Source organism: Kribbella catacumbae DSM 19601, from assembly GCF_000372465.1.
Classification (GTDB): Bacteria; Actinomycetota; Actinomycetes; order Propionibacteriales; family Kribbellaceae; genus Kribbella; species Kribbella catacumbae.
In genome coordinates, this window is sequence record NZ_AQUZ01000079.1 from 1 (window position 1) to 23,044 (window position 23,044).

Genomic DNA, 23,044 nt, shown 5'->3' on the forward strand with positions numbered 1-23,044 from the left:
CACCCAGATGCGCGACATCGCCGCCGAAGCCACCGAACTGATCACCAGACACGACACCAAGGCGGCCGAGGTTTAAACGCAAGCTGTGGAGCCTGTTGCGAATTGGCTGGCAGCGGCCGATTGTGTACCGACCGACAGGAAGTAGTCGACCGTTCGGCCGCGCGCCACGCTCACGCAGGCAGCGGCCGGCCGCAGAACCGGCACTACTTCCTGTCGGTCGGGACACAACGCGAACCCCAGACCCATTTCCCAACAGGCTTCGTGTGGCACTTGTGGTCCAACAGCCGGCCTATCCGCCGGTCGGCCGGCGACATCGCCCGGTACTGCGGGTTGTGTCCGGCGTTCCGCAGTACGGGGCATGTCCCACGTGGAGGGCCTCTCCCGGCTGGGCGACCTTGGGCACCGGCCAGGCGCTTGGGTGGCGGATCGGTGGCTGGTGGGTGCTCAAGGTTGGGGCAGCAGTGGTGGGTGGGGTTTACGAGGCCAGGCGGTCGCGGGTGTTGTGGGCTGGGGTGGTTGGTTCGGTGGCGGGTTCGGGAGGGTTGATTTCTGCCCACACTGTGTCGAGGGAGAGACCAAGGACATCGGCGATCGCGGCGATGGTGGGGAAGGCGGGGGTTGCTACGCGGCCTGTTTCGATCTTTCGGAGGGTTTCCGGGGAGACGCGGGCGGCGAGTGCGGTCTCGAGCATCGAGCGCTCGCCTCTGGCGCGACGCAGGAGGGCGCCGAGGCGTTGTCCGCGCTCGACCTCTGCCGGGGTGTGCGGCAATCTGACCATGAGCCGATTCTAATACCGGGATAGTATGGCCGGTATAGTTATTGGATGCGTGAGAAGGGCGTTGCATGATCGAGATCCTGGGCTCCACCGAACTGGCCCGAGCAAGGGAGACGGGCGCCTTGGTCGCCGGCATCTTGCAGACCTTGAAGAGCCGCAGCGCGGTCGGCACGAACCTCCTGGAGATCGACCGCTGGACCGAAGCCATGATCGTCGAGGCCGGAGCGCAGTCCTGCTATGTCGACTACGAGCCGTCCTTCGGGCGCGGGCCGTTCGGTCACTACATCTGCACGGGTGTCAACGACGCCGTGCTCCACGGACTGCCGGTCGACTACACGCTGGCCGACGGCGATCTGCTGTCACTCGACCTCGCTGTCTCCAAAGGCGGAGTCGCTGCGGACTCGGCCATCAGCTTCATCGTGGGCGAATCAAAGCCCGCGGAGAGCGTCGCGATGATCAATGCGACCGAACGCGCGCTGTCCGCGGGGATAGCCGCTGCCGGTCCTGGCGCTCGCATTGGTGACATCTCCCATGCCATCGGCTCCGTGCTCAGCGAGGCTGGGTACCTGATCAACACCGAGTTCGGAGGTCATGGCATCGGATCGACGATGCATCAGGACCCGCACGTTGCAAACACCGGACGGCCCGGCCGGGGATACAAACTGCGCCCTGGTCTGATGCTCGCACTGGAGCCGTGGGTCATGGCGGACACCGCCGAGCTCGTCACTGATGACGACGGATGGACCCTCCGAAGCGCGACAGGTTGCCGCACAGCACACAGCGAACACACGATCGCGATCACCGACAACGGAGCCGAAATCCTCACCTTGCCGAAGTAGGAGCAGTCGTGAGATCGGAGCGGATCAACCGGCAGGCGTCAGTTGCGAGGGGTTACGACGCGGAGTTGGAGCATGGCGGCGAAGCGGGCTTCGGGGTCGGCTAGGTCGAGGTCGCCTACTTCGGCGAGGCGGCGGAGGCGGTAGCGGAAGGTGTTGGGGTGGACGTAGACGGCGGCTGCCGCGGCGATGACGTCGCCGAAGGCGTCCAGCCAGGCTCGGAGGGTTTCGACCAGGTTGGTGTTGTGTTCGCGGTCGTAGGCGACCAAGCGGGCGATCGGGCCGGTCGGCTGGTCGCCGCGGGCTTCGATGAGGTCGCGGAGTTCCAGCAGGAGGGTTTCAACGTGGACGTCGGCCAGGCGGGCTACGCGTTGGGTGCCGCGGCCGGTTCGTAGTACGCGGAGGGCTCGGTCGGCGCCGGCGCGGGCGTGGGGGAGGCGGGCGGTCTCCCGTACGACGGGGCCGACGCCGATCGTGGCAGTGACCCGGTCGCCGATCCGCTCGAGGAAGTCCTTGGCGACCCGTACTGCGCGTTCCTCGCCGTCGGAGCGATCGGGGCGGACTGGCATCAAGCCGTACGCGATGTCGCCGACCAGCGCAGCGGCCGAGCGCGGGTGGACGGCTCCTAGGTGCATGGCGAAGGCGTCGGCGAGCCGCTGGCGTTCGGTGGCGAGCCCGGCCTCGCCGACGAGCGAGTCGGAGACAGGATCTGCCGCATGACCGGGCGGGGTCAGCATCGACACCTGACCGGGGTGGNGGGGTGGGGTCAGCAATGACACCTGACCGGGGTGGCGGGGTGGGGTCAGCAACGACACCTGACCGGGGTGGCGGGGTGGGGTCAGCAATGAAACAGCCAGTACTACGAGTTGCTGGTCGGCCAGGCCAAGGCGGTCGAGTGCGTCGCGGGCTCCGGCGCCGCCTTCGAGCGCAGTACTGACCAAGTCGGCGCGGAGGCGGCGTTCGACGTCGGCGCCGGCGCGGATGCGGAGCATGTGGAGGGCGACCAGCTTGGCCGCGTCGCAGAGGGCTTGGGAGCGTTCCTCGCTGAGGGGCTCGTGGACGGCGGCCCAGATCGAGCCGAGGATCTCGTCGCCCGCGCGGACGGCGACCGCGACCCGGGGGATGGTGAACTCGGTCGACGTGGCCGGCAGTGGTGGGACGTAGACCGGCTGGTCGCTTCGGTAGAGCTCGCGGAAGACACCGCGCTCGGTGAGCAGCCGTGAGTAGCGCTGGGGGACCTGGCGGCCGAGGACGGTTTCGACGCGGGCGGTGTCGGCTTCGTCTTGCCTGCCAGAGAAGGCGAGGACGCGAGAGCTGCGGTCCTCGATCGTGACGGGTGCGTCGAGCAAGGCGGCGGCCGCGTTGGCCAGGGCGAACAGGTCGCCGGATGGCATGCCGCCGAGGGTTTCTGGTTCGGCGACGCCGACGTCTCCCTCGGCGAGGAGAGAGCGGAGGAGTACGCCGAGCTGGTCCCAGGAAGCGCCTCTGGTCAGGACGAGGACGGCGACTCCCGATTCGGCTACTGCATTGGTGATCAGGTCGTCGGTGGCGATGGGGGAGCGGATGATCAGGCCGGCGGCTTGCTGGCGGCCGAGGTCACGCAGTACCGAGGCGATGAGAGCCGGCTCCTGGAGGCCGACGCCGAGCACGAGAGCGTGGCGGGGGAGGACCGGCTCGTCGAGCGGGTCGTGGATGACGATGCCGCCGATCTCCTCCGGGCGGTCGGGGTCGCCGTGGACGAGTTCCAGCAGGGTGGCGCCGAGGTCGTCGAGAACACGACCGAGGCTGGCGCGGGGGCGATTCGTCACGGAAACCAGCACCCTTCTGAAGCTAGTGGTGGCCAGCCTAGTTCGTCCGGGCGGACGGAATCAGGTGCGGTTTTCGTCCGTCCGGACAAGCCCGAGGCTGGAGCCCGGGTACGCGGGGCGCCGGTGGGTTGGCGGGTTACAGAGCTAGCCATTCGGTGGAGGTGGTTACGGCGGCTAGTTCGGCGGGGAGGGGATCTACGCCTATGCCGGCGGCCGTGGGGACTGGGAGGTGGCCGTTTTGGAGGGTGAACGGGGTGGTGATGTCTGTTTGGTAGTAGCGGCTGGAGGCTGAGGTGTCGCCGGGGAGGGCGAAGCCGGGGAGGGCGGCGAGGGCGATGTTGGCGGCTCGGCCCAGGCCGGTTTCGAGCATGCCGCCGCACCAGACGGGGATGCCGTGGGCGACGCAGACGTCGTGGATTCGGCGGGCTTCGAGGTAGCCGCCGACTCGGCCGGGTTTGACGTTGATGATCGAGCAGGCGCCCAGGGTGATCGCCGCGGCCGCCGCGCGGGCTGACGTGATCGACTCGTCCAGGCAGATGGGGGTTTTGATCTGGCGAGCTAGTTCCGCGTGGCCGAGTACGTCTTCCTCGTCCAAGGGCTGTTCGATCAGCAAGAGGCCGAAGGGGTCGAGCAATGACAGGTGCCGCGCATCCGACACCGAGTAGGCCGTGTTGGCGTCGACTTGCAGCAAGACATCGCCGAAGCGTTCGCGGACAGCCTGCACAGGCGCGATATCCCAACCAGGCTGGATCTTCAGCTTGATCCGCAGGTACCCCTCGTCGAGATAGCCGCCGACGGCGTCCAGCAGTTCGCCAAGAGAGTCCATGATCCCTACCGACACACCACACGGCACCCGGTCGTGCACAGCGCCGAGTTCGCGAGCCAATGGCCGACCCTCGGCTCGCAGTTCAGCGTCCAGTACTGCGGTCTCCAACGCCGCCTTCGCCATCCGGTGCCCATGGAATTTTGCCAACGCCGGCCCCACCTCCACAGCCGAAAGCCGCTCCACCGCAGCCAACGCCGGTGCGAAGAAGCGACGGAGTACGTCGGCCGCCGCGTCGACGTACTCCGATGAGTACAGCGGGCCCGTCATCGCGACGCACTCGCCCCATCCCTCCGCCTCAGTGCTGACGACGCGGACCAGCAAGGCATCTCGCGTCGTCTCCGTTCCGAACGAGGTCCGGAACGGTGACACCAAAGGCAGCGAGATCCGCCGCAGCTCGACTCCGGTCAGCTTCATCACGCCAGTCCTTCCTCAGGTCGTTCAAGCACATACCAGCCGGCCCGATCGAAGCCGGTCACCCGCGCCCCGTCCGCCAGCAACCCGCCGAGCACCTCACGCAACGCGGCCCGCCAGGCCTTGGCCGCAGCAGGATCCGTACGCCGCAAACCCTCGATATCAGCCGGTACTGCGACCAGCAGCAGCCCGCCGCCATCCGAGGTACCCCCACCCCCCGATGGGCCAACCAGCGGCCCGCCGTCATCCGCGCAAGCCAGCGCAACCGTTGCCCCATGCAACTGTTCGACCGTCATCACGGCCGGGTGCCGATCAGCTGCCGCACCGACCTCAGAAGCATCTAGCTCCCAGCGAACCAGCAGTCGATCAGTGTCGTCGCCGTTGTTGATGCCATCGTGCATGAAGCCGTAGAAGTTCGTCAGATACTCCGTCGGCCGCGCCGCGAGCTTCCCGAGGTTGAAGTACGCATTCCGCCGGATCAATGGATCGAACGTCCACGAGATCGCCGCAACGCCACGTTCCAACGCCCACGCTCGCTGATGCAGCTTCAACGCGAACCCGACACTCCGCCCGCGAGCCAGCCCCGACACCCCGGCCACGTGGCTGTGCATCGCCACCTCGGCCGGTGCTCCGAAGAAGCCCACACACGCGCCGATCAGCCCATCGCCGTCGTAGGCGCCGCTGACATAGTTGCCCGCCTTCGTCAACGCGCGCAGCAGCTCCGTCGTCACCGGCGGATTCTTCGGATCCGGCCGCCAGATGGAGTCGTACAACCGATAGACCCGATCAAGCTCCTCCAACTCCCGAAGCTCCCGAACCTGTACTCCGGCCGAGGCCGCCGCAGCCAACCCCGAACGCACCGCATCCGCCACCGACGTCCTGAAGTCGATGGTCATGGTCTGTCCAGCAGGTCTGCGATCAGCGCCGTCAGCAGTGCCGTCCGGGGCGCGATCTCGGCGACCACCACATGCTCGTCATCGGCGTGAGCGCCGCCACCGACCGCACCCAGGCCGTCCAGCGTCGGAGTACCGATGCCCGCCGTGAAGTTGCCGTCGGAGCCACCGCCGACAGATGTCTCCCGCAAGGGCTCAAGCCCGAGTTCGCCGGCGAGCCGAGACGCCCGCTGATAGAGATCCTCGGACATCTTCCGCTCCAGCGGCGGCCGGTTCGGCCCACCGATCACCTCCAGCGACGCCTCAGCAAGCACCGGCTTCAACGCACGCAACGCCGCATCCACCCGAAGCTGTTCCGCGACATCCCGAGCCCGCACATCGACCAGGAAGCTCCCCGCCGCGGGCACCGTGTTCCGCGTCGTACCGGACATCAGGAGCGTCGGCGTGACCGTAGTCCCACGCGCGGCGTCGCCGAGGTTGCTGACGGCAAGGATCTGATGCGCGGCCTCAATGCTGGCATTGACCCCGAGTTCAGGTTCCAGCCCGGCGTGGGAGGCGCGGCCGAGGATTCGGATCTCGTAGTTGGAGACGCCCTTGCGTTCCAGCTTGAGTGCACCGGCATCCGCCGACGCCTCCAGCACCAGCGCGGCCGAGCATCCGGCCGCCTCCTGCTCGATGAGTGCACGCGACGACGGCGATCCCAGTTCCTCGTCACCGGTCACCAGCAGGGTGACGCCCGAAGCCGAGGGCAACGCCCCCAGAGCATGAAAGGCCATCACCAGACCGGTCTTCATGTCGAAGGAACCCGGCCCACGCAGTACGCCGTCCTCAACGACAAACGGATGTGTGGCAAGCGACCCAACAGGCCAGACCGTGTCGTGGTGCGCGAGCGCCAGCACCCGCGACGGCCCGTCGCCGAGCCGCCAGCGCAGGTGAGTTACCCCATCCACCACCACGTACTCCGGTGCGCTGCCGAGCCGAGCCGTGCCAAGACGAGCAACCACGTCCGCGCTCTGAGCCACCGCAGCGAGATCCGCCGACGGGGACTCACACCTGACCAAGGTCTCGAGGTCGGTCAGTAGCAACGGCAAGGCCGCCCGCATCCGCTCCACCAGGTCGGTCATCAGCCCACCTTCGGCGTTGCGCGGACCCCGCAGTGCAAGTACTTCTCACCAGTCGGCAACGAGTAGAACGTCAGCGGTATCCACATCAGCGATCCCGGCTGGCGCAGCGCGAACAGATCCCCGGTCTCGTCGACCGGGACCATGGTGAACTCATGCGACGGCTCGGGCATCAACTCGGCCAGCGGCCCGGTGACCGTCATCCGCAGTACTGCCTCCCCGTCGCGCAGGAAGACCTCTTGCAGAGAGCTGGCTCGCTCGTATCGACCCACATGGCGATGCAGATCGACCACCGGCGGCTGCGCGGGTGCGGTCAACGGAAGGGGCATCGCGATATCGGCCAGCTCGCGGAAGACCTCGCGGTACAGGTCTTCGTAGAGATCGCGGGTGTTGCCGCCGTTGGTCAGCAGGGTCACGGCCAGCCCTTCCGACGGGAGCACACGGAGGAAGGCGGCCTGCCCGATCGTGTTGCCGTCATGGCCGATCAACCGCTGACCGTCCCATCCGAACCGGATCCAGCCGAGCCCCCACGAGTCGCCGAGCGAGTATTTGTCCGGCAGCTCTGCATGCTGCTCGGCCATCAGCGCGACAGTTGCCTCGCGAAGTACCTGAGTGCCGTCCGGCGCGACGCCGCCCTTCAGATGCAGCCGGGCAAACGCCAACGCGTCCGCAACGGTCGAGGTGATCAGTCCTGCCGGGCCGAGTGAGCGAGGCAGACCCCAGACGGGCGCCCGCGAAGGCTCGTCGTCACCCTCGCCGACGTGACCGACCGCGGCGCGATACAGCAGCGCCTCCTCGGGCAGCGTGACCGTGTGCTGCAGGCCGAGCGGTACGAAGATCCGGTCGCGCAGTGCCTGGTCCCAGGTCTTGCCGGTGAGCTTCTCGATCACCCGGCCGGCCAGTGAGAAGCCGGAGTTGCAGTAGGACCAGGTGGCGCCGATCGGATGGTTCTGGCCGACCTCGGCCAGCCCGTCGACGTACTTCTCCAGGCAGTCGTCACCCCGCCCGGTATCGGTGAACACGTCCCCGTCGATCCCGCTGGTGTGTGTGAGCAGCTGCCGCATCGTCACCTGCTTGGCGACGTCAGGATCGCCGAGTTGCAGCTCCGGCAGTACCTGGATGAGGGGCGCGTCCAGGTCGAGCAGCCCTTCATCGACCAGTTGCATCACGAGGGTCGCCGTCCACACCTTCGACATCGAGCCGATCTGGAAGAGCGAATCAGTGGTCGTCTCGACGCCGGTGTCCTTGTTCAGTACGCCGGTCGCAGCCTCCACCAGTTCGTCGTCGACACCAGGTCGCACCCGCAGGATGCCGAGAGTGGCACCCGGTACGCCGTGCTTGGCGGCGAGCGTGCTGAGCCTGCGCTGCCAATGCGCCGCGTCGATCCGGGCACGTCGCGGACCGGACGCGTCACCGGCGTACTGCTCGACCCAGTCGAGGATGCGACGGTTGAAGTCGAGGCGATGCGACGGCCGGCCCTCGACGATGAAGAGGTGGCTGGCCTCGGGGTAGAGCACCAGCTGCGTCGGCACACCTTGCTCGCGCAGCGCGGTGTGCCACTGCTGGGCCTGGCCGACCGGGCAACGGACATCCGCATCGCCGTGCAGCACCAGCGTCGGTGTCTTCACCTTGTCGACCTCGCTGAATGGTGACATAGCGCTGAAGTCGCCAGGACCGTTGAGCTCATAGGCGCTGAGGTAGTGCCCGCTGTCCGACGTGCCGGACATGCTGGTCAGGTCGCTGACGACGCCGCCGGTGACAGCCGCCGCGAACCTGTCGTCACGGCTGGTCAGGTAGCAGGTCATGTAGCCGCCGTAGCTGTACCCCGCCACGGCCAGCCGCTGCGGATCGGCGATGCCTTCGGCAACCAGTTCGTCGAGTGGTTCGAGGAAGTCCTTCGCGTCCGCCGTACCCCAGCCGCCGATCGCCGCGTTGAAGAACTCCTCGCCGTAGCCGTCGCTGCCGCGCGGGTTCAGCAGCAGGATGGTCCAACCTCTCGCAGCGAGCTCCTGGTGATAGAGATGCACCTCGTCAGCCACCGCGTTCCACGCATTGTGCGGACCGCCGTGGATGTCCAGCAGCAGCGGCTGCGCCCCCGTCGCCGATGGGTCGCGGATCAGGAAACCCGCCACCACGGTCCCGTCGGAGATCGTGAACTCGCGCTCATCGCGGGCGAAGTGCTCGACGTCGGCCAGCTTCTCGCCGTACTTCGTCAGCGGGGTGGCCGTGCCGGTCGCGAGGTCCACCGCGACGATCTCGCCGTACGACGTCTGGGTGGTCAGCACGATCGTCGCGACTCCGCCCGCCACCGTGAGGCCGGCGACGTTCTGACCTGGCTCGCCCGACACGCGTTGGGGTGTGCCGCCGGCGACCGGCACGGAGTACAGGTGGGTGCAGCCGCGGTCCCGGATGCAGAAGAGGACCGTGCGGCCGTCATCGATCAAGGCAGGAATGGCTCCCGGGTACGCCGGTCCGCCGGGCATCACGTTGCGGTCGAGCGGCTCCGCCAGGTCCAGCAGGTCGCCATTGCCCAGCCAGAGGCGGAGCAGACCGGCGTGTCCCACGGGCCCGGACGGGTGGCCGACGATCAGCAGAGCATCGCCGTCAGCCGTCCACACCACTGGACCAGCCAGTCCTTCAGCCAGGCCAGCCAGTTGTGGCTCAGCCTTGTCGTCGGTCGCGTCGAGCACATACGCCGGTGCTGTCGGGGTGAGGTCGGTGTCGGAAGAGGTAGCGGCTCCATACGCCAGCTTGAGCCCGTCCGGCGACCATGCGGGATCGCCCGCGTGCCAGTCGCCCGACGTAGCCTGCCTGCACTTCTTGGAGGCGACGTCCAGCACATGCACGTGTTTGCGGATCGTGCGCAGCCAGCCAGCGCCATCGGCCTGGTAGTCCAGCCGCTCGGTGACGATCGGCGCATGGCCGCGGCGGCCGCGCGCTTCATCGTCCTCGCCGTCGGAGGCGGCGATGTCGACTGCTGCACTGAAGGCGATCCGGCTGCCGTCCGGGCTCCACTGTGGCGCCCCGGCTCCTAGTGGGAGCGTCGTGAGCTGCTCTGGCTCACCACCGCCAGCCGGGAGCAGCCACAGCTGTGCTGGTCCGTCCGTGGCTCGCAGGAACGCCAACTGGGTCCCATCCGGTGACCAGGTGGGCGTGCTGTCGGCATCACCCCGGGTGAGCTGCTGTGGCTCGCCACCAGACGCAGGGACTCGCCACAGGCTCCGCAGTGTGCGGTCACCCTCCACGTCGAGGGTTCGCAGGACGTAGGCGACCTGGGTGGCGTCCGGCGACAGCGCCGGCTGCTCCGGTACTGCGAGCTCGGTCAGGTCGTCGATGCGCAGACGTCGGGTCACGGGAAAGTCCTCCTTGTATGCGGAGCCATGGCTGTCTGAGGTGCACCCGCCGCGTGATGGCAAGCGGTGCGATGTAAACGCCGATCGGCTTCAGCGGTGGGGTCGATAGTCAGGCAGTGTTCGCGATCCGTGCGGACCAGCGGCCCGATCGGACAGCGCGGGTGGAAGCGACAGCCCACCGGCGGGTGGTGTGGATCCGCCGGCTCGGCATCGGCAACTGTCGGGTCAGGCGGTTGCAACGAGGTCGTACCTCGCCGGGGAGCGGCCGCCAGAAGCTCTTTGGTGTAAGGGTGTTGGGGGTCGTTGAGGAGCTGCTGGGCCGGTCCGACCTCCACGATCCGGCCGAGGTACATCACCGCGATGATGTCGCTCACATACCGCACCACGGCCAGGTTGTGCGAGATGAACAGCATCGACAACCGCAGCTCGCGCTGCAGTGAGCGGACGAGATTGAGCACCGTGCCCTGGATCGAGACGTCGAGCGCTGACGTGATCTCGTCGGCGATGAGCACGTCGGGCTGCCCGGCCAGCGCGCGGGCGATCGCGACCCGCTGCCGCTGCCCGCCGGACAGCGCGCCTGGATAGGCGAGCGCCCGCTCGGCGTCAAGCCCGACCAACTCGAGCAGTCGGCCAACCTCCCGGCGGCGGTCGACCACCTGGCGACCGATGCCCTCGCGACCGGCGTCCTCGCGACCGGCACCCCGGCGACGGCCGACCCCCAAGAGATGAGCGGACCGGGGTACAGCCTCGGCGATCGAGTCGCCGACGGTCATCCGCGGGTCGAGTGACGAGTAGGGATCCTGGAACACCATCTGCAGCGGCCGCCTCTCGCCGGCCCGATACCGCAGCGGTACGCCGTCCAGCAGGATCTGCCCGGACGACGGCTCGGTCAGCCCGACCGCAGCCCTGGCCAACGTCGATTTGCCCGATCCCGATTCGCCGACCAGCCCGACCACCTGCCCGGACGGAATGGTCAGGTCGACGCCATCGACAGCGGTCAACGCGCGGCCGCCCGTCCCGAACCGGACCGCCACCCCATCGAAACGCAGTTCGCTCATAGCTGCCCCGTTCGGATCGATTCGCTGCCCAGATACCGAGCTTGCCAGGCCGCTGTTCCCTGGGGGTTCCAGCAAGCCACCTGATGGTCGGGACCGTGACTCACCAGCGACGGATCCTCGCTCCGGCAGCGGTCCTCGGCGAACTCACACCTCGCCGCAAACGCACAACCGCTCGGCATCGCCGCCGGATCCACTGGACGCCCAGCGATCACCGCCAACGGTTCTTCCAACGGCGTGTCCAGATCCGGTACTGCGGCCAGCAGCGCGCGCGTGTAGGGATGCCGCGCCCCGGTCGCGAGCTCGCTCGCCGGCAGATCCTCGACGATGCGTCCGGCGTACATCACCAGGACGCGATCGCAGACCTGTGCGACCACGGTGATGTCGTGGCTGATCAGCAGGATGGCGACGTCGTCCTCGGTCCGGATCGTCTCCAGCAGGCGCAGCACCTGCCGCTGCACGGTGACGTCCAGCGCGGTGGTCGGTTCATCGGCGACGATCAGCGCCGGCGCACCCATCAGCCCCATGCCGATCATCGCCCGCTGCCGCATCCCGCCCGAGAACTCGTGCGGGTACTGACGCGCTCGCCGCCCGGCCGCGGGAACCCGAACCGCCCGCAGCCGATCGATGGCCCGCGCCATCGCCTGACGCCGGTTCAGCCCTTGATGCTCGCGGGCGCCTTCGGCGAGCTGCGTCCCGATCCGCTTCGTCGGGTTGAACGAGGTCATCGGGTCCTGGAACACCATCGCGAACGACGTTCCCAGCAACCGTCGCCGAGCGGCCGCAGTACTGCGAACCGCTAACCGTCCGAGCAGCGGTGCACCGAGGAACGACAGCTCGGCTGCCCGTACTTGCCCTGGCGGCTCGATCAGCTGGGCAACGGCGAGCGCGGTCAGGCTCTTGCCGGAACCAGACTCGCCGACCACACCGACGATCTCGCCCTTGCCGATCGTGAAGCTGATCCCGCGGACCGGCGTGATCGGCCCGGGGAAGCTGACGTACAGGTCCTTCACCACCAGCACGGCCTCGTCATCATCCGTTGCCGCTGGCATGGTCTCCGCTGAACGTTCGCGCAGTCGCGGCCCGATCATGGCCGGTACGCCGAAGCCCTTCGCGACAGCCTCACCGAAGAGGTTGAACGCCAAGCCTGCGATGACCACCGCAACTCCAGGCGCCAGCGCGGCGGCGGGATGCACGTAGATGCCGTTGAGGCTCTCACCCATCAACCGGCCCCAGTCGTACACCGGTGGCTGCACGCCCAGCCCGAGGAACGACAAGCCGGCGAAGGCGAGCAACGCGCCGCCGGCACCGATCGTCGCGTTCACCACGAGTGGCTCGGCGATGTTCGGAAGGATGTGCCGCAGCAGCATCCGGAATCGGCCCACTCCCGCGATCCGGGCAGCGGCGACGAAGTCTCGCTCGGCGACGCCCGCCACCAATGTCTGAGTCAGCCGCGCGAACGACGGAGCCCCCGCGAAGCCGATCGCCAGTACTGCGCCTTTCGCGCCGACCCCGAAGACGACTGCGAAGAACAGTGCGAGCAGCAGGCCGGGAAACGCGACCGCGATGTTCACTACGGCCGTCGTCAGCCGGCCAGCACGCCGACCCAGCAACACTGGCGCACATCCCAGCGCGAGGCCCATGACCACCGCGATCAAGGTCGCCACCAGGGCCAGCAGGATCGACGTACGGGAGGCGACGAGTACTCGGTAGAAGATGTCGCGGCCGAGGTTGTCGGTGCCTAGCCAGTGCTTGGCGGATGAGCCTTCCAGCAGGTGCTCAGTGTCGATCGCGCTCGCCTGGTGGGACCAGAGCAGGGGCGCTAGGAGTGCAAGCAGGAGTACAGCGAACAGGAGTACGCCTGCGCCCGCGCCGACCGGCGTACGCAGTACTGCGATCCATCGAGCTCTCATCAGCTCTCCCGGATGGTGGATCGAGGGTCAAGCAGGGCAAGGGTTACGTCGACCACCAGGTTCACCAGCAGGACGCCAACGCCGTACACGAGGACTACGCCCTGCACGAGTGGGTAGTCCTTGGCCAGGATCGAGGAGACGATTGTGCTGCCCAGTCCCGGCCAGCCGAAGACGTTCTCGACCAGCACTGTGCCGGCGACCATCCCACCTAGCAGTAGACCGCCCAGGGTGATCGTGGCCGTCACTGCGTTGGGCAGTGCGTGCCGCAGATAGATAGCCGCCGCAGGAAGTCGCTTGGCCCGTGCAGTGCGCAGGTAGTCCGTCTGCAGTACTGCGAGCAGCTCCACCCGACAGATGCGCGCTAGGACCGCCGCAGGCCCGACGGCAAGGGAGATCACCGGCAGCACGTACGACGACATGTTGCCGCGGCCGGCGACTGGGAGCCAGTGGAGCTTCACTGCGAAGAAGTAGACCAGTCCGACCGCCAGTAGGAACTCCGGGATCGCAGCCAGGATGACTGTCGTCGACGTGAAGCTCAGTTCGGTGCGCGGCCGGCGCCCGGCCCGGGTGAGAACACCCATGGCCAGGCCGACCGGTAGGGCGATGAGCACTGCCACCAAGAACGCCGCGACAGCCAGTTGGACGGTTGCCGGCAGGCGGTCCCGGATCACGTCGGACACCGGGAGGCCGGTGGTGATCGACGTACCGAGGTCGCCGGTGAACAGGTGCTGCAGGAAGTGCAAGTACTGCTGCCACAGCGGGTCGTCGAGGCCGAGGGACTCGCGGCGGGCGTCGATCAGGCTCTTCGTTGCTGCTGGTCCAAGTGCTGAGCGGACCGGGTCACCTGGGATCAGGTGGATCATCAGGAAGGCCGCGCTGATCAGGATCAGGACCGACCCGACCAGCCGCGCGAGCCGGCGAACCGCGAACCGCACCCACGGGTGGCTCGTGAAGCTCGCCGTCGTCCCTGGCACGCGGACCGTCGTGGTCACCGGCTCACCCCAGCATCCGGATCGATCCCGGGACGACGCTGCCCTCAGCCAGCTCGAAGGTCGCGCCCTTCCCGAAGATCGGCACGGTCGTGTTGACGAACGGCACCATGTTGACCTGCTTGAACAGGGCACGCTCGGCAGCCGCCCAATCCCCGCAGCCGTCCGTCCCGGCAATCGTCGACGCCTTGCGGACCGCGGCGTCGTACTCGGGGTTCTTGATGGCGGAGAAGTTGCTGCCGCTCGGCGGCGTCGTACCGGACAGGAAGCTGACCAACTGGCTGGGCAGGGAGACAGTCAGCGGGAACAGACCGGCGTGCCAGGTGCCTTGGCCCGCGAGCACGACCGTGCTGAACTCGGCGGTGGAGACAGCCTTGAGTGAGGCCTCGACACCCAGCTCGCCCCAGGCTTTCTGCAGCAGCTCTGCGCCGGACTGCAACGTGGGACCGAGGCTCGTCGGGTAGTAGAAGACGAGGGACAGCTTGGTCCCGCCCTTCTCCCGGATTCCGCCGGCGCCCGCCTTCCAGCCGGCTGCGTCGAGGGCAGCCTTGGCCGCGTCCAGGTCATGGCCGGGCAGGTTGCCGGTGACGGTGTCGTCGGCGCAGGGACCCATGCCGGGGGCAACCAACTTGGTGGCCGGGCTGCCGGTTCCGCCGGTGATCACTTTGCCGAGCTGGGCCAGGTCGAGGGCTTGCGTCAGCGCCCGGCGTACAGCGAGGTCCGCGGTCGGCAGGCCGGCCTTCTGGTTGAACCAGAGCTCACCCAGTGGGGTGCCGGCGCTGCGGGTGAAGAGCTTCTGCGCTTCCAGTCGCTGCTTGTCCGGTCCGGCGATGGCGACGATGTTGACCTGACCGGCGACCAGCAGGTTCGCCGAGGTGGTCTCGTTGGCGACGACCTTGAGCACCACCTTGTCCGGCAGACCGGGCTCGTCGGCCTTGAAATCACCCGGGCCCCACGCGTACTCCTTGCGACGGGTGAGCGTGTAGTGGTCGCCAGGGACGGCCTCCGCCACCGTGTACATCCCGGTGCCGTCCGAGCCCTGCTTGAGCAGGTTGCGATCCTTCATGCCCTTGCCGCAGACGATGTGCAGGCCACCGATGTTGCGGACCAGGAACGCGTCGGGAGCAGCAGCGGTGACCGTGATCGTGCCGGTCGCGTCGTCGGCAGTGGCCTTGGCGCCTGCCGGCACGAAGACGCCGATCCGGGTCGACTTGTTGGCCGGGTCACCGACGAAGTTGATGTTCTGCGCGACCGTGCTCGCGGTCAGCGGAGTGCCGTCCGCGCAGGTGATGCCCTTGCGCAGCGTGTACTTCGCGGTGGTGGCCGTGCCTTCCCACTTCTCCGCGAGACCCGCCACCGGCTTGCCGTCCTTGCCGATGTTGACCAGGGCGTCGTACAGGAACCAGTCGACCTGCATGGTGACCGACAGCGAGGTGAACTGCGGGTCCAGGTTTCCGGGGTCGGCGCCCAGGGCCATGGTGAGCGTCTGCCCGGCGACCGGCTGACCGGCACCGCTGGGTTCCTCGCCCGAACTGCAGGCGGACAGGACCAGTCCGACGGCCAGTACGCCGATGATTGCGGATCTCATGGTGCCTCCGGGTGGAAGGTCGGATCAGGCTGACGCGCGGCGGATAGCCCGGCCGCTGTGGATGAAGAGGGCGCGACCGGCCGATTCGTTCCCCAGGAAGATGAACGGGGTGTGAATGCCGTTCTCGGCCTTCAGCGCGATCAGGCTCTCCTCGCTCCGGCCGACCAGTTCGACCGGTTCGGGGGCGGGGCCGAGCTCGGCGAAGATTCCCTTCGGCGTCTGGTCGAGCCAGAACTTCCCGTCCTCGTCCTGCCTGACAGTGAGGTCGGCGACGTCGCAGCTGTAGGTGCCGAGGACCCGGTTCGCATCGACCGGTACGTGCGTGGCCGGCGGGGTGGGCAGCGCGGGCAGGTCCAGGGCGGCGAGCTCCTTGACTACGTGGCCGAGGACGGTCTCATACAGCCCGATCACGTCGCCGCCGTTGGTCAGCAGGGTGACGGCCAGGCCGTGCTCGGGTACCACGCGCAGGAACGCGTTCTGGCCGATCGTGCCGCCGTCGTGGCCGATCACCGTGGTGCCGTTCCAGTCGAAGAGCTCCCAGCCGAGTCCCCACGAGTCGCCCATCATGCCGAGCGCCGGGAGGTTGACCTGCGACTCCTGCATCGCCTTGACGCTCGCCGGACTCAGTACCGCAGTACCGTCTGCTGCTGTGCCTGAGTCGAGGTGCATCCGGGCGAAAGCCAGTAAGTCGCGTGGTCGCATCGCGAGCATGGCGCCCGCGGGTGCCATGGATCGATTCAGCGCCCAGACCGGCGCCGGTTCCGGCTCAGCGTCGGGAGCGGGCCGGATATGGCCGACCGCGGCGCGGTGCAGGATCGCCTCGTACGGGTCGGTGGCAGCGTGCTTGAGGCCGAGCGGGGTGAAGACGTGCTCCCGCAAGACGGTGTCGAACGGCTTCTCCCGCAGTACTTCGACCAGACGGCCCAGGACCGAGAAGGCCGCGTTGTTGTAGGAGAACATCTCGCCAGGCGGGAAGAGCTGACTGACCTCGGCGAGCGTGGCGAGGTACTTCTCGACGGCGTCGTCGCCCTTGCCCGTCTCGTTGAAGATGTCGCCCTCGAAGCCGGACGTGTGGCACAGCAACTGCCGGACGGTGATGACGGCCGCCGCCGCGTCGTCGCCGAGAACGAACTCCGGGAGATACCCACGGACCAGTCCGTCGAGGTCGACCTTGCCTTCGTCGACGAGCTGCATCACCAGCGTCGTCGTCCAGACCTTCGTGATCGAGCCGATCTGGAACACCGTGTCGGGAGTCGCCTCGACGCCGGTCGCCTTGCTCAGTACGCCGGCCGCGTGGTCGATCACCTCGCCGCCGAACAGCACACCGACCGCCGCACCCGGGACCGCATGCTCGGCCAGCAACGCCGGCAGCCGGTCTTGTAGCCACGTCTCGATCTCGCTAAGGGTCGCCATGGCCTGACGCTAGAGCCGTTGGGGCGGCGAGTATTCGTCGCGGACGACAACTGCCCAGCCCGATTTCGTCAGCCCCGACGAAGTGGCAGCACCGAGCCACCACCCCCACCCTTGCCACCGAGCCGCCACCCCGGCGCCCGAGCCGCCATCGCGCGCCGGCCGCGCTGGGATCGGCGGACACCCATGCCAGCAAACCCGGGCCAGGGCGGGGTGGGATGCGTTTGCCGGGGGTGATTGGCGGGGGATTGATGGGCTGGGGGTCCGCACTCCCGGACCGCCGAGCGGGAACAACGGCGTCGGACTTACGCTTGAGGGTGTTATGACCCCAACTCCGGCCCGCCGTACGGTCTATCTCGACCACGCCGCGACGACTCCGATGCTGCCCGTGGCGATCGAGGCGATGGCCTCTCACCTCGGGCGGACCGGCAATGCATCGTCGTTGCACGGGTCCGGGCGGGCGGCGCGGCGGACGGTCGAGGAGTCGCGGGAGACGATCGCCGAGGCGCTGGGCGCCCAGCCGAGCGAGGTGGTGTTCACCTCGGGCGGCACGGAGGCGGACAACCTCGCCTTGAAGGGGCTCTGGTGGGCCCGATTGGCCGAAGACCCGCGTCGCCGCCGCATCCTGCTGAGCGGGATCGAGCACCACGCAGTACTGGATCCGGCCGTCTGGCTCGCGGAGCACGAGGGTGCCGAGCTCGAGTGGCTGCCGGTCGACGAGCTGGGCCGGGTCCGGCCCGAGGACGTGCGGCGGGCGATCGAGTCCGATCCGGAGTCCGTGTCCTTCGTCACGTTGATGATGGCCAACAACGAGGTCGGCACGCTGCAGCCGGTCCAGGAGGTCGCGGCGCTGGCCAAGGCCCACGCGATCCCCGTGCACACCGACGCCGTCCAGGCGGTCGGGCAGGTGCCGGTGGACTTCTCCGAGCTGGGTGTCGACGCGATGACGGTGTCCGGGCACAAGGTCGGCGGCCCGTACGGGATCGGTGCGCTGGTGGTCCACAAGGAGACCAAGCTGGTGCCGATCGTGCACGGCGGCGGCCAGGAGCGCGACGTACGGTCCGGCACGCTGGACAGTCCGGCGACGGCCGGGTTCGCGGTGGCGATCGAGCACTCGGTCAAGCACCAGGCGTCGTACGCGCTGCAGCTCAGCGCGCTGCGGGACGACCTGATCGCGGGCATCACGAGCACCATCCCGGGCGCGATGCTGTCGGGCGACCCGGTACGACGCTTGCCCGGTAACGCACACTTGTCGTTCAAGGACTGCGAAGGCGACTCGTTGCTCCTGCTGCTCGACGCGCGCGGGATCGAGGTCTCGACCGGGTCGGCCTGCAACGCCGGTGTCGCCGAGCCGAGCCACGTGCTGCTGGCGATGGGGTACGACGACCAGCGCGCTCGCGGTTCCTTGCGGTTCACCTTGGGTCACACGTCCAGCCGGGCCGACGTGGACGCAGTACTGAATGCCATCGGGCCCGTCGTCGAGCGGGCGATGTCCGCCGGATTGCAGAACGTAGGAAGGAACAACTGATGCGGGTACTCGCAGCCATGTCCGGCGGGGTCGACTCCGCCGTCGCGGCGGCGCGGATGGCCGAAGCCGGGCACGACGTGGTCGGTGTGCACCTGGCGCTGAGCCGCAACCCGCAGTCGTACCGCAGTGGCGCGCGCGGCTGCTGCACGATCGAGGACTCCCGCGACGCCCGCCGCGCCGCCGACGTGATCGGCATCCCGTTCTACATCTGGGATCTGGCCGAGCGGTTCCACGCCGACGTGGTCGAGGACTTCGTCGCGGAGTACGCGGCCGGCCGGACGCCGAACCCGTGTCTGCGCTGCAACGAGAAGGTCAAGTTCAGCGCGGTGCTCGAGCGGGCCCTCGCGCTGGAGTTCGACGCCGTCGCGACCGGGCACTACGCGCAGATCGTGGAGACCGCCGCGGGCCGTGAGCTGCACCGCGCGGTGGATCCGGCCAAGGACCAGTCCTATGTGCTCGGGGTGCTCACCCAGCAACAGCTCCAGCACGCGTTCTTCCCGCTCGGTGACACGCCCAAGACCGAGATCCGCGCCGAGGCCGAGCGCCGCGGCCTGTCGGTGGCGGCCAAGCCGGACAGCCACGACATCTGCTTCATTGCCGACGGCAACACTCCGGGCTTCCTCAGCAAGCAGCTGGGCGAGTCGCCGGGGGACATCGTCGACGCCCAGGGCAACAAGCTGGGCGAGCACAAGGGCACCCACGGCTTCACCGTCGGCCAGCGCAAGGGCCTGAAGATCGGCACGCCGGCCGCCGACGGCAAGCCCCGGTTCGTCCTCGACATCAGCCCGGTCGACCGCACGGTGACGGTCGGCTCCCGCGCCGAGCTTGCCGTCGAGCGGCTGACCGCGTCGAAGCCTCGCTGGTGTGGTCCCGCGCCGACCGAGACGTTGCACGTGAAGGCGCAGTTGCGCGCTCACGGCGAAGAGATCGCAGTCACCGCGCGACTCGAGGGCGACCAGGTACTGGTCGAGTTCGACGAGCCCGCCGACGCGGTCGCGCCCGGTCAGGCGGTCGTCCTGTACGACGGCACCCGGGTGATCGGCTCCGCCACCATCGACACGGTCGAGCGCGCAACCCAGAAGGTGTGAGCCCATGCTCCGGATGAAGGACACCTGCGAGCGCTGCACCGCCCAGCTCGGCCCGGCCGACGACGCGGTCATCTGCAGCTACGAATGCACCTTCTGCCCGGCGTGCTCCGACGCCATGTCCGCCGTCTGCCCGAACTGCGGCGGTGAGCTGGTCAGCCGGCCGAAGCGAACCACCGGCGCGACGCAGATCGCTTCGCGGGCGCCCGGTCGGGTCACCAGGTACCTCAAGCGGAACAGGAACACCACGTGAGCAGTCCCTTCGGCCCAGCGGCGACCACGGCGATGGGTTCGCTGCCCGGAGAGGACCTGCGCGAGTGGACGAAGTACGTGCTGGACGCTGTCACCATCCCGTTCATGCCGGAGCTGCCGGCCCGCCCGTACGGCGACATGGTGAGCCGGGCCGCTGGGCTGGTGACCTCGCTGGCTATGGACTTGCAGCCCGCAGGGTGGCGGCTGACTGGCGGCAATGACCCGCGGGCGAGTCTTGACCAGCGGCGGGCTCGCTCCTTGCTGCTGCAGGACTTGGATGTCCTGGAGGAGCTGGCAGACGGGTACACCGGGCCGCTGAAGCTTCAGGTGACCGGGCCGTGGACGCTCGCTGCAACTGTGGAGCTTCCTCGCGGCGACAAGGTGCTCGCCGACCATGGCGCTAGGCGCGATCTGGCCGAGGCGCTGGCTTATGGGCTCCAGGACCACGTGACCGACGTACGGCGGCGAGTGCCTGGGGCAGAGCTCGTAGTACAGCTCGATGAGCCGGGGCTGCCTGCAGTACTGGCTGGGGCTGTTCCTACTGCCAGTGGGTGGAGCAAGCATCGCGCTGTGGACGGCCCTGGGGCTGTAGACCTGCTGAGTAGAGTGATCGAGTCGGTAGCACCAGCGATCACCTTGGTGCACTGCTGCGCGGCACGGCCACCTATTGAGGTCTTCCGGAAGGCCGGGGCCGGGGGAGTGGCAGTAGACATGGCGCTACTCACCGATGCGGCTTGGGAGCAGATCGCCTTCGCAGTAGAGGCCAACATCACCTTGTACGCCGGCGTAGTACCGACCAGTGGGCCGGTGCCTCACCCGGAGAAGGCGGCGGAGAGCCTGACCCGTCGCTGGCACGAGATCGGCCTCACTCAGCGCACCCTCGCGGACGTGGTCATCACCCCAGCGTGTGGCCTCGCGGGCTCCCCGTCACCGAGCGACGCCCGCACCCGGTTGGAACTTCTCCGTCGTACAGCGGACTTCGTAGGCGAGACCGCAGAAGCCTAAAAAGGTCGGTGGCTGGCGGTAAGTTCTCCTTTATGAGTACGGAGATTCCGGAGACCAGTGCCGCCGACCAGCCTGCCGCGCCGGCGGAGGTCAGGGAGCGGCATGCCACGCTGAGCCGGGAGATCGAGGAGCACCGGTTCCGCTACTACATGGCCACCTCGACCATCTCCGACGCGGACTTCGACGCGCTGATGCACGAGCTGCAGGCGATCGAGGACAAGTACCCCGAGCTGCGCACGCCGGACTCGCCGACCCAGAAGGTCGGTGTCCCGATCTCGACGCTGTTCGCGCCGATCCAGCACCCGATGCGGATGGAGAGCCTCGCCAACGCCTTCTCGGCTGAGCAGATGGTTGCCTGGGCCAAGCGGCTGGAGCGCGAGGTCACGGTCAAGCAGATCGAGGAGAGCGGCTTCCTCTGCGAGCTCAAGGTGGACGGGCTCGCGCTCGACCTGGTCTACGAGAACGGCCGCCTGGTCACCGGCGGCACCCGCGGCGACGGCCGGACCGGCGAGGACGTCACGCTGAACGTCCGGACCATCAAGAGCATCCCCGACCAGCTGACCGGCGACAACGTGCCTTCCTTCCTGGAGGTGCGCGGCGAGGTGTACTTCCGGGTCGAGGACTTCACCGAACTCAACGCGCAGCTCGTCGAGGCCGGCAAGGACGTGTTCTCCAACCCGCGCAACGGCGCGGCCGGATCCCTGCGGCAGAAGGACCCACGCGTCTCGGCGACCAGGCCGCTGCGGTTCGTCGTGCACGGCCTCGGCAAGGTCGAGGGGTACCACGTGGGCCGGCTCTCCGAGGCCTACGACCAGCTCAGGGCCTGGGGCCTGCCGGTCAGCGACCGCGCCCGCCGGGTCGGCACCCTCGACGAGGTCAACGAATTCATCGAGTACTACGGCGAGAACCGGCACTCCGTCGATCACGAGATCGACGGCGTCGTGGTGAAGGTGGACGAGGTCGACCTGCAACGGGCACTCGGTTCGACCTCCAGCGCGCCGCGTTGGGCGATCGCGTACAAGTACCCGCCGGAAGAGGTCACCACCAAGCTGATCGAGATCGAGGTGAACGTCGGCCGGACCGGCCGGGTCACCCCGTTCGGCAAGATGGAGCCGGTCCGGGTGGCAGGCTCGACAGTCGAGTACGCGACGCTGCACAACGCCAAGGAGGTCGCCCGCAAGGACGTCCGCCCGGGCGACACCGTCGTACTGCGTAAGGCCGGCGACGTCATCCCCGAGATCCTCGCGCCGGTGCTCGACCTGCGGCCGAAGGGACTCAAGGCCTGGGACATGCCGACCAAGTGCCCGTGGTGCGAGACCGTGCTGGCGCCGGCCAAGGAGTCCGACGTCGACATCCGGTGCCCCAATTCGCAGTACTGCCAGGGGCAACTTCGGGAGCGCCTGTTCTATCTGGCCGGCCGGGCGGCGTTCGACATCGAAGGGCTCGGCTTCAAGGCCGCGGACGCGTTGATCCGCGACGGCCTGATCGCCGACGAGGGCGACCTGTTCGCGCTGACCGAGGAGAAGCTGGCCGAGAGTCCCTTCTTCACCACCAAGGCCGGCGCGCTGTCGGCGAATGCGCGCAAACTGCTCGTCAACCTCGAAGAGGCCAAGGCGAAGCCGCTCAACCGCGCCATGGTGGCGCTCTCGATCCGGCATGTCGGCCCGACCGCGGCCGCCGCGCTGACCGAGGTGTACGACGACATCGAGACCATCCGGTCGGCGAGCGAGGAGCAGCTGGCCGAGACCGAGGGCGTCGGCCCGACGATCGCCAGCGCGATGATCGAGTGGTTCCAGGTGGACTGGCACCAGGCGATCGTGGACAAGTGGAAGGCCGCCGGCGTGGTGATGCGCCAGGTGCGGACCGGGCCGACCGTGGAGCAGACGCTGACCGGGCAGTCCGTGGTCGTGACCGGCACGGTCGAGGGGTACAGCCGGGACGAGGCGACCGAGGCGATCGTGTCGCGTGGCGGCAAGGTGGCCGGCTCGGTGTCGAAGAAAACGTCCTTCGTGGTGGTCGGCGATTCACCCGGATCCAAGTACGACAAGGCGGTTCAGCTCGGCGTACCGATCCTGGACGCCGGCGGATTCGGGGTGCTGCTCGACGAGGGGCCGGAGGCCGCCGCTGCGGTGGCGACGAACCCCGAAAAGGGAGATGCCTGACAACCGAAGGATCCGCCGGGCTCGCTGATCCGTC

General features: G+C 68.2%; 17 protein-coding genes. 6 read left to right on the forward strand and 11 right to left on the reverse strand.

All coding sequences use genetic code 11. The features are described 5' to 3' along the window. Positions 1 to 475: 475 nt before the first annotated feature. Positions 476 to 778, reverse strand: a complete 303-nt coding sequence (locus A3ES_RS0141965; protein ID WP_026163704.1) for a helix-turn-helix domain-containing protein — start codon at positions 776 to 778, stop codon at positions 476 to 478. Positions 779 to 843: 65 nt separating this feature from the next. Here A3ES_RS0141965 and map point away from each other — a divergent pair, with 65 nt between their 5' ends. Continuing rightward, positions 844 to 1,614 carry a type I methionyl aminopeptidase gene (gene map, locus A3ES_RS0141970; RefSeq protein ID WP_020392845.1) on the forward strand — a complete coding sequence of 257 codons (771 nt, stop codon included), beginning with the start codon at positions 844 to 846 and terminating at the stop codon, positions 1,612 to 1,614. 38 nt (positions 1,615 to 1,652) lie between these two features. Here the strand turns inward: map and A3ES_RS0141975 are convergent, their stop codons facing one another. The 10 genes from A3ES_RS0141975 to A3ES_RS0142020 all read right to left on the reverse strand — a co-directional run bounded on the left by A3ES_RS0141975 (position 1,653) and on the right by A3ES_RS0142020 (position 16,981). After that, positions 1,653 to 3,005 carry a PucR family transcriptional regulator gene (locus A3ES_RS0141975; protein ID WP_475009027.1) on the reverse strand — a complete coding sequence of 451 codons (1,353 nt, stop codon included), beginning with the start codon at positions 3,003 to 3,005 and terminating at the stop codon, positions 1,653 to 1,655. A 550-nt stretch (positions 3,006 to 3,555) separates the two neighbouring features. After that, positions 3,556 to 4,659: an o-succinylbenzoate synthase gene (gene menC / locus A3ES_RS0141980; RefSeq protein WP_020392847.1), complete on the reverse strand. Its 1,104-nt coding sequence runs from the start codon at positions 4,657 to 4,659 to the stop codon at positions 3,556 to 3,558. Beyond that, positions 4,659 to 5,552 carry a GNAT family N-acetyltransferase gene (locus A3ES_RS0141985; protein WP_020392848.1) on the reverse strand — a complete coding sequence of 298 codons (894 nt, stop codon included), beginning with the start codon at positions 5,550 to 5,552 and terminating at the stop codon, positions 4,659 to 4,661. Before A3ES_RS0141985 ends, menC begins: the two co-directional genes overlap by 1 nt. After that, positions 5,549 to 6,673, reverse strand: coding sequence for a M20 family metallopeptidase (locus A3ES_RS0141990; protein ID WP_020392849.1), 1,125 nt, complete (start codon positions 6,671 to 6,673; stop codon positions 5,549 to 5,551). The genes A3ES_RS0141985 and A3ES_RS0141990 overlap by 4 nt, the downstream gene beginning before the upstream one ends. Then, entirely contained in the window at positions 6,673 to 10,023 is a 3,351-nt protein-coding gene (locus tag A3ES_RS0141995) for an LpqB family beta-propeller domain-containing protein (RefSeq protein ID WP_020392850.1), read from the reverse strand. The genes A3ES_RS0141990 and A3ES_RS0141995 overlap by 1 nt, the downstream gene beginning before the upstream one ends. Further along, positions 10,020 to 11,081 carry an ABC transporter ATP-binding protein gene (locus A3ES_RS0142000; protein ID WP_020392851.1) on the reverse strand — a complete coding sequence of 354 codons (1,062 nt, stop codon included), beginning with the start codon at positions 11,079 to 11,081 and terminating at the stop codon, positions 10,020 to 10,022. Before A3ES_RS0142000 ends, A3ES_RS0141995 begins: the two co-directional genes overlap by 4 nt. After that, positions 11,078 to 12,991: a dipeptide/oligopeptide/nickel ABC transporter permease/ATP-binding protein gene (locus tag A3ES_RS0142005; RefSeq protein WP_020392852.1), complete on the reverse strand. Its 1,914-nt coding sequence runs from the start codon at positions 12,989 to 12,991 to the stop codon at positions 11,078 to 11,080. Before A3ES_RS0142005 ends, A3ES_RS0142000 begins: the two co-directional genes overlap by 4 nt. Continuing rightward, positions 12,991 to 13,983 carry an ABC transporter permease gene (locus tag A3ES_RS0142010; RefSeq protein ID WP_020392853.1) on the reverse strand — a complete coding sequence of 331 codons (993 nt, stop codon included), beginning with the start codon at positions 13,981 to 13,983 and terminating at the stop codon, positions 12,991 to 12,993. Before A3ES_RS0142010 ends, A3ES_RS0142005 begins: the two co-directional genes overlap by 1 nt. A 4-nt stretch (positions 13,984 to 13,987) precedes the next feature. Continuing rightward, positions 13,988 to 15,568, reverse strand: a complete 1,581-nt coding sequence (locus tag A3ES_RS0142015) for an ABC transporter substrate-binding protein (protein ID WP_020392854.1) — start codon at positions 15,566 to 15,568, stop codon at positions 13,988 to 13,990. A gap of 24 nt (positions 15,569 to 15,592) precedes the next feature. Further along, positions 15,593 to 16,981: a serine hydrolase domain-containing protein gene (locus A3ES_RS0142020; protein ID WP_020392855.1), complete on the reverse strand. Its 1,389-nt coding sequence runs from the start codon at positions 16,979 to 16,981 to the stop codon at positions 15,593 to 15,595. 319 nt (positions 16,982 to 17,300) lie between these two features. Here A3ES_RS0142020 and A3ES_RS0142025 point away from each other — a divergent pair, with 319 nt between their 5' ends. The 5 genes from A3ES_RS0142025 to ligA are packed head-to-tail and all read left to right on the forward strand — an operon-like array spanning position 17,301 to position 23,010. Continuing rightward, positions 17,301 to 18,506, forward strand: a complete 1,206-nt coding sequence (locus A3ES_RS0142025) for a cysteine desulfurase family protein (RefSeq protein WP_020392856.1) — start codon at positions 17,301 to 17,303, stop codon at positions 18,504 to 18,506. Next, on the forward strand, positions 18,506 to 19,594 hold the full coding sequence (gene mnmA, locus A3ES_RS0142030) for a tRNA 2-thiouridine(34) synthase MnmA (protein ID WP_020392857.1): 1,089 nt from the start codon (positions 18,506 to 18,508) through the stop codon (positions 19,592 to 19,594). The genes A3ES_RS0142025 and mnmA overlap by 1 nt, the downstream gene beginning before the upstream one ends. Before the next feature lie 4 nt (positions 19,595 to 19,598). Further along, the gene (locus A3ES_RS50310; protein ID WP_020392858.1) at positions 19,599 to 19,844 is read left to right on the forward strand and encodes a DUF1272 domain-containing protein; all 246 of its coding nucleotides are present in this window, start codon (positions 19,599 to 19,601) and stop codon (positions 19,842 to 19,844) included. Next, complete coding sequence (locus A3ES_RS0142040) at positions 19,841 to 20,848, forward strand: uroporphyrinogen decarboxylase/cobalamine-independent methonine synthase family protein (RefSeq protein WP_020392859.1); 1,008 nt, start codon at positions 19,841 to 19,843, stop codon at positions 20,846 to 20,848. Before A3ES_RS50310 ends, A3ES_RS0142040 begins: the two co-directional genes overlap by 4 nt. A 32-nt stretch (positions 20,849 to 20,880) precedes the next feature. Continuing rightward, positions 20,881 to 23,010, forward strand: a complete 2,130-nt coding sequence (gene ligA, locus A3ES_RS0142045; protein WP_020392860.1) for an NAD-dependent DNA ligase LigA — start codon at positions 20,881 to 20,883, stop codon at positions 23,008 to 23,010. Positions 23,011 to 23,044: the final 34 nt, after the last annotated feature.

What these genes read in the sequence shown, in the direction of transcription:
- A3ES_RS0142020 (WP_020392855.1), bottom strand. Translation starts at nt 16,981, where the DNA reads ATGGCGACCCTTAGCGAGATCGAGACGTGGCTACAAGACCGGCTGCCG.
- A3ES_RS0142015 (WP_020392854.1), bottom strand. Translation starts at nt 15,568, where the DNA reads ATGAGATCCGCAATCATCGGCGTACTGGCCGTCGGACTGGTCCTGTCC.
- A3ES_RS0142005 (WP_020392852.1), bottom strand. Translation starts at nt 12,991, where the DNA reads ATGAGAGCTCGATGGATCGCAGTACTGCGTACGCCGGTCGGCGCGGGC.
- map (WP_020392845.1), top strand. Translation starts at nt 844, where the DNA reads ATGATCGAGATCCTGGGCTCCACCGAACTGGCCCGAGCAAGGGAGACG.
- A3ES_RS0141965 (WP_026163704.1), bottom strand. Translation starts at nt 778, where the DNA reads ATGGTCAGATTGCCGCACACCCCGGCAGAGGTCGAGCGCGGACAACGC.
- menC (WP_020392847.1), bottom strand. Translation starts at nt 4,659, where the DNA reads ATGAAGCTGACCGGAGTCGAGCTGCGGCGGATCTCGCTGCCTTTGGTG.
- A3ES_RS50310 (WP_020392858.1), top strand. Translation starts at nt 19,599, where the DNA reads ATGCTCCGGATGAAGGACACCTGCGAGCGCTGCACCGCCCAGCTCGGC.
- mnmA (WP_020392857.1), top strand. Translation starts at nt 18,506, where the DNA reads ATGCGGGTACTCGCAGCCATGTCCGGCGGGGTCGACTCCGCCGTCGCG.
- ligA (WP_020392860.1), top strand. Translation starts at nt 20,881, where the DNA reads ATGAGTACGGAGATTCCGGAGACCAGTGCCGCCGACCAGCCTGCCGCG.
- A3ES_RS0141990 (WP_020392849.1), bottom strand. Translation starts at nt 6,673, where the DNA reads ATGACCGACCTGGTGGAGCGGATGCGGGCGGCCTTGCCGTTGCTACTG.
- A3ES_RS0142025 (WP_020392856.1), top strand. Translation starts at nt 17,301, where the DNA reads ATGACCCCAACTCCGGCCCGCCGTACGGTCTATCTCGACCACGCCGCG.
- A3ES_RS0142000 (WP_020392851.1), bottom strand. Translation starts at nt 11,081, where the DNA reads ATGAGCGAACTGCGTTTCGATGGGGTGGCGGTCCGGTTCGGGACGGGC.
- A3ES_RS0141985 (WP_020392848.1), bottom strand. Translation starts at nt 5,552, where the DNA reads ATGACCATCGACTTCAGGACGTCGGTGGCGGATGCGGTGCGTTCGGGG.